The 13,178-nt window shown below is 61.8% G+C and carries 12 protein-coding genes; 5 read left to right on the top strand and 7 right to left on the bottom strand.

Going from position 1 to position 13,178, the window contains the following annotated elements; genetic code table 11:
- The first annotated feature begins 370 nt into the window (after positions 1-370).
- The 5 genes from F7R20_RS06325 to F7R20_RS06305 all read left to right on the top strand — a co-directional run bounded on the left by F7R20_RS06325 (position 371) and on the right by F7R20_RS06305 (position 4,983).
- A complete protein-coding gene (locus F7R20_RS06325; protein ID WP_003196249.1) occupies positions 371-691 on the top strand; it encodes a hypothetical protein in 321 nt (106 codons plus the stop codon).
- A gap of 81 nt (positions 692-772) precedes the next feature.
- Positions 773-937, top strand: coding sequence for a DUF1328 domain-containing protein (locus F7R20_RS06320; protein ID WP_003177151.1), 165 nt, complete (start codon positions 773-775; stop codon positions 935-937).
- 2 nt (positions 938-939) lie between these two features.
- Positions 940-1,404: an inhibitor of vertebrate lysozyme family protein gene (locus F7R20_RS06315; RefSeq protein ID WP_003196251.1), complete on the top strand. Its 465-nt coding sequence runs from the start codon at positions 940-942 to the stop codon at positions 1,402-1,404.
- 701 nt (positions 1,405-2,105) lie between these two features.
- Positions 2,106-3,437, top strand: a complete 1,332-nt coding sequence (gltP, locus tag F7R20_RS06310) for a glutamate/aspartate:proton symporter GltP (RefSeq protein ID WP_003196253.1) — start codon at positions 2,106-2,108, stop codon at positions 3,435-3,437.
- Positions 3,438-3,753: 316 nt separating this feature from the next.
- Positions 3,754-4,983: a nucleoside recognition domain-containing protein gene (locus F7R20_RS06305; protein WP_003196256.1), complete on the top strand. Its 1,230-nt coding sequence runs from the start codon at positions 3,754-3,756 to the stop codon at positions 4,981-4,983.
- Between the two features lie 15 nt (positions 4,984-4,998).
- Here the strand turns inward: F7R20_RS06305 and F7R20_RS06300 are convergent, their stop codons facing one another.
- The 7 genes from F7R20_RS06300 to F7R20_RS06265 all read right to left on the bottom strand — a co-directional run bounded on the left by F7R20_RS06300 (position 4,999) and on the right by F7R20_RS06265 (position 13,073).
- A complete protein-coding gene (locus tag F7R20_RS06300) occupies positions 4,999-5,634 on the bottom strand; it encodes an ABC-type transport auxiliary lipoprotein family protein (protein WP_003196259.1) in 636 nt (211 codons plus the stop codon).
- Entirely contained in the window at positions 5,631-6,569 is a 939-nt protein-coding gene (locus F7R20_RS06295) for an MlaD family protein (RefSeq protein WP_003196260.1), read from the bottom strand. Before F7R20_RS06295 ends, F7R20_RS06300 begins: the two co-directional genes overlap by 4 nt.
- 1 nt (position 6,570) lies before the next feature.
- The gene (locus F7R20_RS06290) at positions 6,571-7,374 is read right to left on the bottom strand and encodes an ABC transporter ATP-binding protein (protein WP_003196263.1); all 804 of its coding nucleotides are present in this window, start codon (positions 7,372-7,374) and stop codon (positions 6,571-6,573) included.
- Positions 7,371-8,519 (bottom strand): ABC transporter permease, encoded by a 1,149-nt coding sequence (locus F7R20_RS06285; RefSeq protein ID WP_003196266.1) that lies wholly within the window; start codon positions 8,517-8,519, stop codon positions 7,371-7,373. Before F7R20_RS06285 ends, F7R20_RS06290 begins: the two co-directional genes overlap by 4 nt.
- 52 nt (positions 8,520-8,571) lie before the next feature.
- Entirely contained in the window at positions 8,572-9,597 is a 1,026-nt protein-coding gene (locus F7R20_RS06280) for a DUF5924 family protein (protein ID WP_003196268.1), read from the bottom strand.
- A 224-nt stretch (positions 9,598-9,821) separates the two neighbouring features.
- Entirely contained in the window at positions 9,822-11,213 is a 1,392-nt protein-coding gene (locus F7R20_RS06270; protein WP_003196271.1) for a M16 family metallopeptidase, read from the bottom strand.
- 201 nt (positions 11,214-11,414) lie between these two features.
- Complete coding sequence (locus tag F7R20_RS06265; protein ID WP_003196273.1) at positions 11,415-13,073, bottom strand: Na/Pi cotransporter family protein; 1,659 nt, start codon at positions 13,071-13,073, stop codon at positions 11,415-11,417.
- Between the last annotated feature and the right edge of the window lie 105 nt (positions 13,074-13,178).

The following is a 13,178-nucleotide window of genomic DNA, read 5'->3' as shown; positions in this document are numbered from 1 at the left end:
TTCTGAGGGGATATTACTCACCGAGAATGGCCCTGTGGACGTCTGACTCCTAAAAGACTGATTTGAGTTCCTTTTTTTATGATTCGTCCGGTTCGGACGGTTCGCATCGCTGATTCCGACGGCTGTGTCTGACAGGAAATTCCAAAACCACCTTACGCCTTTTCTCCGGTATTCGTGCAATACGCACGACTGCCGCTTGCGTCATCGTGCAGGATGCGCTCCCGGTACGTTGCATGCATTAATTAACTTATTGATTTTAAAGGTGTTTATCTAATAAAAAATCCTGGCACGGCGACTGCAATGCTCTGGTCAACGTGGCGTTAGTGCGCCTCAACCAGATCACCGCACTCGGGTGGGGAGGAATTCCAGGATGAATCGTCAAAGTGTCGCTCAATTTGGCCCCGCCCACTTTAAAAGTGCCGTCCAATTGCGCCTCTCTTCCCTGCATTTCCAGCAGGGCGTATGGGCTGCCCTGGCGCTGCTGGTTACCCTCGTAACGGGCCAGCAATGGTTGCTCTGGCATGAAAGCCAACAGCCCGAAGCACCGCAGGTGTCGATTCACCGTGCCCCTCAAACCCATTTCAGCGCCGTCAGCAGCCTTGAAGAAGCGTCCGCTTCAATGCGCATGATGGATGTCGACCAGGCTCAGCCATTGAACGCCATGCCGCGTGAAGAGCGCTGGGTGTTTTAACCCCGATGAACCGGTCGTCCATTGCGCCGGAACCATCACCGCAAGACCTTCACTAAATAGAAAAGCGTAAGGAGAATCACCATGTTGAGCTGGGCAATTACCTTCCTGATCATTGCCATCATCGCCGCCGTACTGGGCTTCGGTGGTATCGCAGGCACCGCCACGGGCATCGCCAAGATTCTCTTTGTTGTGTTCCTGGTGATGTTCATCGCTTCCTTCTTCTTTGGCCGTCGTGGCCGAGGCTGACCATGAGCGTTTCATTCAAAGGACTGGCCGCCGCCCTGTTGCTGGGCGGCAGTGCCATGGCAATGGCTGCCAATGACGGGCAGATGCGCGTCAACCAGTTGCTGGAGGCCGACCCGCAATACCGCGAGACCTGGCAGCACGTCGTGAAAAAAGAAGAACGCCTGCCCGAATGGGTGATGAACCTGTCGGGCGATTCGGACCAGATGAATGCTGTCGAGGAAGATGGCGACAAGTATTTGGTGGGACCGCTGTGTGAAACCCAGGCAACGTGTCGCAGCAAGCGCCTGATCGTTGCCTTCAGTTTCGACAAGGACGAGGCCTATGCCATGTTGGTGGAAGTCCCAGCCGGGCTGCCGGCCGACAAGTCTCCGACGCGGCATGCCGACTACCGTTTCCTCGGCAAGCCCGATGAAGGTATGCAGAAACTGTTAATGGAACAACTCAAGAAAGATCCGAACTGGTACTGATTCTGAAAATGGGAAAAGCAGCCCTGCTTTTCTCTGCTGCACAGCCCGAGGAGGGCCAGTGCATGACCAGGGGGCTGGGACGTTCTGACTGATGAAAGTCGGAGTGACCTACGGGCACAAGGGGTGCCTGCGAAAGGGCCGGGTCAGGTAAAAGCTGCGACGCAAGTTCGCAAAGTCATCACGGCTTGGCGAACTTGCGTAGAGCTTCGTGACGCAAAGACGCGGGTCAGAGCGGTTGGTCGATTGGCCGCTGCAATGCGCTCCGCGATGCGGCATTTTGTCTCCTCCCGCCGATTTATCCCCCATTTGTTGACCGTATATCGGAGAATGCCGAGGCAATTTCTCCCATGGGCCGCGTCTCGATTCGCTGCCGTTTCATCGGTTCCCCACACTTGCGAGAGAAAGCCCAGCTACGCTGAAATGGCCGGTTCACGGCACTTATGCCTGCATAAATGTCGTATTCGAACCGCGTGAAAGGCGGGTTTCGTTTGAAAAATCTCATGCCGATTCGGCATAGGGTAGGCGTTTACGGCATTAGACGAGCCCCCCTTGCATCGCAATAGTTGCGCCTTTTTTCGCCTGCCAGTAAGCCGCTAACGCGCTCGGGGTGACCTTATACGGGGGCAGGGGCATGAATGTTTTTCGTCATCGACGATCCGTTCGCGCCACTGTCCGAGTCCAACTGAAGTAAGGGTAACAATATGAAGAAGGCACGACTAAGCCTCGCCTGGCAGATCCTCATCGGTCTGGTGCTCGGGATTGCATTGGGCGCGCTGCTCAACCATTTCAGTGCCGAGAAGGCCTGGTGGATCAGCAATGTGCTGCAACCGGCGGGCGATATCTTTATCCGTCTGATCAAGATGATCGTGATCCCGATCGTGATTTCCTCGCTGATCGTCGGCATTGCCGGGGTCGGTGATGCCAAGAAGCTCGGGCGCATCGGTCTCAAGACCATCCTTTACTTCGAAGTCGTCACCACCATCGCCATCGTCGTCGGCCTGCTGCTGGCCAACTTCTTCCAGCCGGGCAGCGGTATCGACATGAGCACCCTGGGCACTGTGGATATTTCCAAGTACCAGGCCACGGCCGCGGAAGTCCAGCATGAGCATGCGTTCATCCAGACCATCCTCAACCTGATCCCGTCGAACATCTTCGCCGCCGTTGCGCGTGGCGAGATGCTGCCGATCATTTTCTTCTCCGTATTGTTCGGCCTGGGCCTGTCCAGCCTGCAATCGGACCTGCGCGATCCGCTGGTGAAAATGTTCCAGGGCGTGTCGGAAAGCATGTTCAAGGTCACCCACATGATCATGCAATACGCCCCGATCGGCGTGTTCGCCCTGATCGCGGTGACAGTCGCCAACTTCGGCTTCGCGTCGCTGCTGCCTCTGGCGAAACTGGTGATCCTGGTTTACGTCGCCATCGCCTTCTTCGCCTTCGTGGTGCTGGGCCTGATCGCCCGCCTGTTCGGCTTCTCGGTGCTCAAGCTGATGCGCATCTTCAAGGATGAGCTGGTGCTGGCCTATTCCACCGCCAGTTCCGAAACCGTGCTGCCGCGCGTGATCGAGAAGATGGAAGCCTACGGCGCGCCGAAAGCCATCTGCAGCTTCGTGGTGCCCACCGGTTATTCGTTCAACCTCGACGGTTCGACCCTGTACCAGAGCATCGCGGCGATTTTCATCGCCCAGTTGTACGGCATCGATCTGTCCATCAGCCAGCAATTGCTGTTGGTGTTGACCTTGATGGTCACCTCCAAAGGCATCGCCGGCGTGCCGGGCGTGTCGTTCGTGGTGCTGCTGGCGACCTTGGGCAGCGTGGGCATTCCGCTGGAAGGGCTGGCCTTCATCGCCGGTGTCGACCGCATCATGGACATGGCCCGTACCGCCCTGAACGTCATCGGCAACGCCCTGGCCGTGCTGGTCATCTCCCGCTGGGAAGGCATGTACGACGATGCCAAGGGCCAGCGCTACTGGAACTCCCTGCCGCACTGGCGCAGCAAAGAGCCGCTGCCGGCGGGGGAAACTTCCAGCCGTTGAGATCCATTGTGGGAGTTCGGGCCAGCAGCAAAGAGCCTGAACAACCCCGGCCATTGTGGGAGCCGAGCTTGCTCGCGATTGCGGTGTGTCTGCCAACATCAATGCTGACTGATCCGACGTCATCGCGAGCAAGCTCGGCTCCCACAGGAATTTTTGTCAGGCGCAAAGATTCTGAACAACCCCGGCTCCCACAGGGTCTTCCACAGGGTGTTCGTTGATCATCTGCGCAGTGCCAAGCAAACCCCGGAGAAATCCGGGGTTTGTCGTTTCTGCCAGCCCCGCTATCATTCGCGGCATCTTCCGGGGGATTTGACCGATGCTCAATGGCCTGTGGCTTGGCTTCTTTATCGTGGCTGCCGTGTCGGCGCTGGCGCAGTGGTTGATCGGCGGCAATGCCGGGATCTTCGCGGCCATGGTGGAAAGCATTTTCGCCATGGCCAAGCTGTCGGTGGAGGTGATGGTCCTGCTGTTCGGCACCCTGACCCTGTGGCTGGGCTTCCTGCGCATCGCTGAAAAAGCCGGCATCGTCGACTGGCTGGCCAAGGCCCTAGGGCCGCTGTTCCTGCGCTTGATGCCGGAAGTGCCTGCCGGCCACCCGGCGATCGGCCTGATCACCCTCAACTTCGCCGCCAACGGCCTGGGACTGGACAACGCGGCCACCCCCATCGGCCTCAAGGCCATGCGCGCCCTGCAAGACCTCAACCCCAGCCCGACCATCGCCAGCAATGCGCAGATTCTGTTCCTGGTGCTCAACGCCTCGTCGCTGACGCTGCTGCCGGTGACCATCTTCATGTACCGCGCGCAGCAAGGCGCGCCCGACCCGACCCTTGTGTTCCTGCCGATCCTGCTCGCCACCAGCGCCTCGACCCTGATGGGGCTGCTGTCGGTGGCGTTCATGCAGCGCCTGCGGTTGTGGGATCCGGTGGTGCTGGCTTATCTGATCCCGGGCGCGCTGGCGCTGGGCGGTTTCATGGCGCTGCTGGCGACGCTCTCGGCCACGGCGCTGGCGGGGTTGTCATCGATCCTGGGCAACCTGACGTTGTTCGGCTTGATCATTGTGTTCCTGGTGGTGGGTGCCCTGCGCAAGGTCAAGGTGTATGAAGCCTTCATCGAGGGCGCCAAGGAGGGCTTCGACGTCGCCAAGACGTTGCTGCCATACCTGGTAGCCATGCTTTGCGCCGTGGGCGTGCTGCGGGCTTCGGGAGCGCTTGATTTCGGCCTGGACGGCATCCGGCACCTGGTGCAGTGGGCCGGCTGGGACACGCGCTTCGTCGATGCCTTGCCGACCGCCATGGTCAAGCCGTTCTCCGGCAGCGCCGCCCGGGCGATGCTGATCGAGACCATGAAGACCTCTGGCGTGGACAGCTTCCCGGCCCTGGTGGCGGCGACCATCCAGGGCAGCACCGAGACCACGTTCTACGTGCTGGCGGTGTATTTCGGCGCCGTCGGCATCCAGCGGGCGCGCCATGCCGTGGGGTGCGCGCTGCTGGCGGAGTTGGCCGGGGTCGTGGCGGCGATTGGCGTTTGCTACTGGTTCTTCGGCTGAACCCCAATCGAGTCTTCAGTAAGGTGTCGGCGTTGCGAAACGCTGGCCTTGCTCCACTGCCCAGGCCACCACTTCGGCCGTCAGCCGGTCGCCGGCCCGACCAAAGCCGTCCACCACCGCTGGCACTTTCACATCGCTCAATGGCTGGCGCACTTCAAAACGGCGACTGGCCAGGATGCGCTGGTCGAAGCCGCGCACCAGCAGCGCGTCCAGGCGAATCACCACGCTGGCCGCAGTGCCCTGGTATTCGGTCTGGAACGCCTGCAATTGCCCGCCCAGCTCCAGGTCCGCTTGCAGGTTGCTGTCGGCGACGCTCAACAGCCTGACGCGTCCATCCTGGGCGAAGCCATCGAGCAGGCGGTTGCGCAACAACACCGGGGCCGGGTCGCTCCAACGCGAGGCGGCGTAACTGCTGAACAGATTGCCCTGGGGGATCACCGCGATTTTCGGGCTGTTGAGCACCTCGCTGGCCTGGGGGTTGGCCAGGCGCAGCGACCAGCTCACCGCCGCGCCCGCAGATGCCGGGGCCTGGGTGACGGGCAAGCGATACACATCCGAAGGTTCGGCCTTGGGCAAAATCGAACAACCGCCCACCAGGACGAATCCTGCCAGCAAGAGAAGAGGGCGGATAAACCGGTTGGACGGCTTCATGGCGTGAACTCCTTGTCCTTGTCATTGCCCAGCAAATAGCCGCTGGGGTTGGCATCCAGGCGCCGGGAGATCCCCCGCAGGGCGCTCAGGGTTTCGCGCAGTTCACGCACGGCTGGCGCCAGGGCATTGAGGCCCTGCATGCCGTTATTCAACGAGTCGCGGTTGTCGTTCAGCAGTTTGTCGAGGGTCGCGGTGCTGCGCGCCAGGGACTGCATGGCCTGGCCGGCGTTGCCGAACGCCTGTTTGCCCTGGTCGTTGAGCAAACCATTGGCGTTGCGCATCAACGCCGTGGTCTGTTCCAGCGTGGCGCTGGCCTGTTTGCCGATGGACGCCAGTTGCTGCATGGCCTGGCGAATATCGCCGCGCTGCTCGGCAATGACCCCCGTGGTTTGTTCCAAGTGTTCCAGCGTCTTGCCCAGGCTTTGGACGTTGTCCGAGGAAAACACCTCATTGGCGTTGTGCAGCAGCAGGTTGATGCTGGTCATCAAGTCATCGCTGTTGTTGAGCAGGCGGGCGATAGGCGAGGGTGCGGCGATGATCACCGGCGGTTCCCCATCGTGCCCCGTCAGCACCGGGCTCTGGGGCGTGCCGCCGCTGAGCTGGATAATCGAGGTGCCTGTGATGCCGGTCAGTGCCAGCTTGGCCTGGGTGTCTTGCTTGACCGGTGTTTCCCCGCTCAAGCGCACCCGCGCCAACACTCGACGCGGGTCGTTCGGGTCCAGGCGCAGGTTGACGACGTCGCCGACCTTGATCCCGCTGTACTCCACCGAGCTGCCCCGGGACAACCCGCTGACCGCCTCGTTGAACACCACTTCGTAATACTTGAATTCGCTGTCCACGTTGGACTTGGCCAGCCACAGACCAAACAACAGGGCGCCAGCCACCACAATGACGGTGAACAGGCCGATCAGCACATGATGGGCTCGGGTTTCCATGTCAAACCTCGTTGGATTGTGTAGCGGCCGATAATGCCGCGCGGCCGCGAGGGCCATGGAAGTATTCGTGAATCCAGGCGTCGTCGGTTTCCGACACCTTGTCGATGACATCGGCCACCAGTACTTTTTTCTGCGCCAGCACCGCCACCCGGTCGGTGATGGTGTAGAGGGTGTCCAGGTCGTGAGTGACCAGGAACACGCTCAGGCCCAGGGCATCGCGCAGTGTCAGGATCAACTGGTCGAACGCCGCCGCACCGATGGGATCGAGGCCGGCGGTGGGTTCGTCGAGAAACAGGATGTCCGGGTCCAGGGCCAGCGCACGGGCCAGGGCGGCGCGCTTGATCATGCCGCCGGACAGCGAGGCGGGGTATTTGTCGGCGGCCGTTAACGGCAGGCCGGCCAAGGCCAGCTTCACCGCCGCCAAGTGCTCGGCGTCGGCCCGGCTGAGCCCGGCGTGTTCGATCAGCGGCAGGGCGACGTTTTCTGTCACGGTCAATGACGAGAACAGCGCGCCTTTCTGGAACAACACGCCAAAGCGCCGTTCCACCCGCGAACGTTGTTCCGGGGGCAGGCTCGGCAAGTCTTCGCCGAACACCCGCACAGAACCCTCGCTGGGCCGGTTCAGGCCGATGATGCTGCGCAGCAGCACCGATTTGCCGCTGCCGGAGCCGCCGACCACGGCAAGGATCTCGCCCTTGTACACGTCCAGGTCGAGGTTTTCATGCACGCTCTGGCGGCCAAAGCGATTGCACAGGCCGCGCACTTGAATCACTGCCTCGGAGGGCGGTCGCAAGGGTTGGCTCACCAGTTCATCTCCATGAAAAACAGCGCGGCCACGGCATCGAGAACAATCACTACGAAAATCGACTGCACCACGCTGGACGTGGTGTGAGCCCCGACCGATTCGGCACTGCCACTGACCTTGAAACCTTCCAGGCAGCCCACGGCAGCGATCAGGAAGGCAAAGATCGGCGCCTTGACCATCCCCACCAGGAAATGCTGCACGCCAATGTCCGACTGCAACAGCGTCAGGAACATGGCCGGGGAAATGCCCAGCGACAAAGCGCAGACCACGCCGCCCCCGATAATGCCCGAGAGCATGGCCAGGAAGGTCAGCATCGGCAGCGCCACCAACAGCGCCAGCACCCGTGGAATCACCAGCAACTCGACCGGATCGAGGCCCAGGGTGCGGATCGCGTCGATTTCTTCGTTGGCCTTCATCGAGCCGATCTGCGCGGTGAACGCGCTGGCGGTGCGGCCCGCCATGAGAATCGCCGTCAGCAATACGCCGAATTCGCGCAGGAACGAGAACGCCACCAGGTCCACGGTAAAGATGCTGGCGCCGAAATCGGCCAATACCGTCGCGCCGAGAAACGCCACCACTGCGCCCACCAAAAACGTCAGCAGGGCGACGATGGGGGCGGCGTCCAGGCCGGTCTGTTCGATGTGAACGACCATCGGTGTCATGCGCCAGCGCCTGGGGCGAAGCAGGTTGCGGGCCAGGGTTTCCAGGATCAGGCCGACAAAACCCAGCAGTTGCAGAGTGTCTTGCCAGACTTTTTCCACCGCGCGGCCGATACGCGTCAGCAGCTGTGTCAGCACGCCGACCTGCGGCTCCTTCACCGGCACACAGAAGTCCGTCAGCGAGCAATAGACCGTCTGCAACAGCGCCCGCTCGGCGGCCGGCAAGCTGCAATCGGGGTGCTCGGTGGTCTTGCCCAGCCGTTCGGAGCCCAGCAGCTCCACCAGCAACGAAGCCCCGGCGGTGTCGAGGGCGCCGAGGCCGTTGAGGTCGATCAGGGTGTTCTCGTCGTATTGGCCGCGCAAGGATTCGCTCAAGCGCTTGAGCTGTGCGTAATGGGCCAGCGTCCAGTCGCCGCCGACCCAGAGCTGCGCCGGAGAGCGAGACGTGTCCAGCCGGGCAGTGCCAGTGTGGGATCCGGGGGTCATAAGCTCCATGCTCGTTCGACTTGAACAGCGCTACCTAATAGCACGACCGCCGTTATTTTGCCTCGGGTGCGTCAGCGCTCACGTTGAAACGCAGCACGCCGATCATCTGGCCATTTTCCGTCAGCACCCGCACTTGCCATTTACCCGTCGGGTCTTGCGGGAAGTTCTGCTTGTGGGTCCAGGCGCGATAGCCTTCCTTGCGCCCGCCGTGGATGTCCAGGGCGATGCGATCGACTTCTTTACCGTTGAACTGCCAGACGTGATAAATCCGCTCATCAAGCCCTCGCGGCGCGTTGATGGCCGTATAGGCGTACAGGCCGTTGCCACGGATCTGGGCCGCACTGACTTCCTTGAGGCTGGCGCCCGGCGTGCGGTCTTCCAGTTGGGTGCTGATCGCCACTTCGGTCATCCACAGCGTGGCCGGTGGCACCCAGGAGCGCAGCACCCAGCCGGCGGCACCAATCCCCAGGGTGATGCACAGGATCGCCAGGGCGTTGCGCACGGTGCGGATCGGGAAGATCGAGGCCAGGCTGGGAAACGACAGCAGCATGGCAATGCCCAGCGCCAGCTTGAAGCTCTGGTCGGTGGTCAGGTGCAGGATCACCGGCAGCGCGGTGAGCAGGGCGGCGAACAGCGTCAGCGTGTGCAACGCCAGGAACGCCCAGCGCCGGGGCGCCAGCCATTTGTAGTACAGCGGGTCGGTGATCGAAATCAGCGCCGCGATCGTCAGCAGGCCGGTGAAAATCAGCTGGCTGCTGTTCCAGGTGGTGGTGATGAAGAAAAACGGCAGGACGAAAAACAGGCTTTCCTGGTGAATCATCTGCGTGGCGTAGCGCAACAGCGGCTGGGGGATTTCCCGTTTGAAAATCCGCGCGAACAGCCGGGTCATGCTGTTCTCGACCATCAGCCAGAGCCAGCTCACCAGCATCATGATGGCGATCCAGGTCGCCAGGCCCTGCTGGCGGTCGACCAGCATGAAACTGCCGACTCCGGAGATGAAACCACCGAGCGCGATGACCCCTGGATAGCGCTTCATCAGTTCAAGGATGCGCTGGATGTAGAGAGTCAGGTTTTGCATTCGGTGGTTTCACAGTAAGTCGTAGGAAATATCCCTGACAGAGTATCGTCAGGACATCGATGTGACGAGTGCTCTTGTGGCAAGTGGGATTTGCTGTGGGAGCAAAGCTTGCTCGCGAAACAGGCGCCTCGGTTTCTGAAAGACCGCGTCGCGTCCATCGCGGGCAAGCCTTGCTCCCACACAGCAGACAGATGCCTTCGCCACAAATGTGTGCCGCCACGAAATCACTCTTCGTTCGGCCGGGCCCGCCGGCGCACCTGCCACACCACCAACCCAAGCAACAGCAACCCCAGCAGACCGCCCAGCCCCCAGACGAGCTCATCGTCACTGAGCAACGGCTTCTCGATGCGCAGGTAACCCGGGTCCTTGAGCAGTTCGCGCAGGGCCACGTTGGCCTGTTCCAGGCTCACTTCCTGCAGGTGCAGGGCCGGGTTGGCGAAGCGGCCGTCTTCATAATCGCCCAGGGCACCCCAGTAGTAATCGGCCAGTGCGCTGTTGCCTTGAACCGCCCAGGACTGATGGGCAATGGCCGCGCGCTTGATGCGCACGAAATCGGCGGGGTCCAGGCCATCCTTGAGCAATCTCTTGCGCAGTTCTTCCAGCGCCTGTTCGGCTTCGGGCAAGTCTTCGCGGGACAGGTCTGCGTTCAGGCTGAAGAAGCCAACGCCGCCGAACACCTCGCGCTCGGTCCACGGTCCGTAGGACAAGCCACTGGCCAGGCGCAATTGGCGATAGAGCGCCCAGTCCAGGTAATCCTTGAGCAGGTCGAAGGTTTCGTCATGCTGCTCATCCAGCACCGGCTCCGGGAACAGCCAATGAAGCTTGGCGCTGTTGCCGACCAGGCCATGGATCAGGTTGCGCTTGGTGACTGCCTTGTAGCGGATCTGTGGCAGCGCCTCGTGTGGGCTGGGCTCCACCGGCTCGAGTTCGCCAAAGGCGCGTTCCAGGTAGGCCGGCAACAGTCGGTCGAGGTCGCCAACCACGATCAGGGTCATGTTGTTCGGTGCATACCAGTCCTTGCGCACTTGTTCGAGGCGGGCGAGGGTATGGCGTTCTACCTCGGCCCGTTCCGCGCAGCGCAGGCCCAACTCAACCGCCAGCTGGTTGCTGGCCTTGTGGCCCAGGTCCTGATGATCGAGCCAGCGTTGCAGGTGGGTGTAGTGGCCACCATCCTCGCGTTCCACCACCCGCTTGGCCGCCTCCAGGGCTTTTTCATCGATACGGGTGCGGGTCAACAGCGCCAGCAACAGGTCCAGGACCTTGCGTTGATTGCGCGCCGGCGCCTCGATGACGAACGTGGTGTCGGCGTTGCTCGTGAAGGCATTCCACTCGCCACCCAAGGCCTGCATGCGCTCTTCCAGGCCACCTTCACCGCCCTCATCGACGCCACTGAACAGCAGGTGTTCGAGCAGATGCGGCAGTTCCTTGTCGGCGCAACTGAAGTCGTCCAGGCCCACGCCGACCACCAAGCGGATCGCCACATGCCCGCGCTCGCTGCCCGGCTTGAGTATCAACTGCATGCCGTTGGGCAACATATAGCCTTCGACCTGGAACCGGTCCAGGGCGACCACGGGCAGTGAACCGAGCAAAAGAAAGGCGAGCAACAGACAACGCATAAGGGCTTCCTGGCGGCTGAGTGGAGGTCCATGGTGCCGGGCAGGCCGTCATCGGCGGATCGTCGCCCGGAGTCGGCTCGCTCCCCCTATCGAATCTATGCGGTGTTCATGACAACGGGAGCAGGCGGGCCAGCGAACGGTTTCAGGCCCGAGCCTTTGTACTGGCAGACATTGTTACTGACTGACCAACGCGCCAGTCGTTCACGGCGAATGGGTAATGTCGGAAATTTCATCTGCCGCCAGCGCACCGATCTCGGCGGTCTCCAGGACCACATAGGCACTGCCGCAAAACAGCGAATTGAGGCGCCTCATGTCGGCGATCAGCTCCAAGTGCAGGGAACTGGTCTCCAGGCTTTGCACGACCTTGCGCTGCAGGCGGCTGACATGGGCATGGGCCATGCGCCGTTCCTGCGCCCGAAAGCGACGTTTCTCACGCAGCAACTGCCGGGCGCTTTCCCGGTCGGCACTGAGGAATACCGACAGCCCCAGTCGCAGGTTGGCGATCAAGTGGCTGTGCAGGCCCGCCAACTCCTCCAGGCCTACCTCGGAAAACGACCGACGTTGCGAGGTCTTCTGCTGCTGGACCTTGCGCAACATGCGTTCGATGAGGTCGCTGGCCAGCTTGAGGTTGATCGCCAGCTCGATGATTTCCGCCCAGCGGCGGCTGTCCTGCTCACTGAGGTCCTCGCGGGGCATTTGTGCCATGTACAACTTGATTGCGCTGCACAACGCTTCGACGTCGTCATTCATGCGACGCACTTCCTGGGTCACCGCCGTCTGCGTACCCCGCAGCACGTCCAGCATGGCTTCGAGCATGCTTTCGATCAGATCGCCGATGCGCAAGGTTTCCCGGGCCGCGTTCGCCAGCGCCAGGCTCGGGGTGACGAGGGCGGTAGGGTCCAGATGTCGCGGCTTGGCCGTGCCGTTGGTGTCCGGACGTTCCGGTAGCAACCAGGCACAGAGCCGCGCCATGGGGCCGACGCTGGGCAGCAGCACCAGGCAACGCACGGTGTTGTAGAGCAGATGGAAACCAATCACCGTTTCCTGCGGGCTGAAATCCAGGCTGTCCAGCCAGCCCACCAGCGGGTCGAGCACTGGAATGATCAACAACAGCCCGATCAGCTTGTACAGCAGGCTGCCCAGCGCCACCTGGCGTCCGGCGGTGTTCTGCATGCTGGTGCTGAGGAACGCCAGTACGCCGCTGCCAATGTTGGCGCCGATCACCAGGCCGATGGCCACCGGCAGGCTGATCACCGCCGCGCCGGCCAGTGTTGCGGTCAACAGCACGGCGGCCAGGCTGGAATAGGAGATCATCGCGAACAGCGCGCCGACCAAGGCATCGAGCAGGATGTCGCCGGTCAGCGAGGCGAAGATCACTTTCACGCCCTGGGCATGGGTGATGGGCGCCGCGGCTTCGACGATCAATTGCAGGGCCAGGATGATCAGCCCCAGGCCGATGCCGACCCGACCCATTTGCCCGGCGCGGGTCTGTTTGCGCGACAGGAAAAAAATCACCCCGAGGAAAATCAGCAGCGGCGACAGCCACGACAGATCGAGGGTCAGCACCCGTGCCATCAGCGCGGTGCCGACATCGGCGCCGAGCATGGTCGCCAGGGCCGGGGTCAGCGCCATCAGGCCCTGGCCGACGAACGAGGTGACGAGCATGGCCGTGGCGTTGCTGCTCTGGACCATGGCCGTGACCATGATGCCGGCGACAAACGCCAGCCAGCGTCGGGACATGTTCTGGCCGATGACATGGCGCAGGTTCGAGCCATAGACCCGCAAGATGCCGGTACGCACGATGTGCGTGCCCCAGATCAGCAGGGCGACGGCGGAGAGCAAATTCAGCAGGGTCAGCATGAGGAGCCCCCTGTTAGCGTCCCAAAAGGACAAATTGACGATGCCACATTCTTCTTTCTTGTACTTAAGCTGTAGTTGGCGAACGGTTCGGGCGCCAGCATTGCA

The sequence above is a fragment of the Pseudomonas brassicacearum subsp. brassicacearum genome (assembly GCF_008801605.1).
In the GTDB taxonomy this organism is placed as follows: domain Bacteria; phylum Pseudomonadota; class Gammaproteobacteria; order Pseudomonadales; family Pseudomonadaceae; genus Aquipseudomonas; species Aquipseudomonas brassicacearum.
This window is presented reverse-complemented; position numbering and strand designations above follow the sequence as displayed.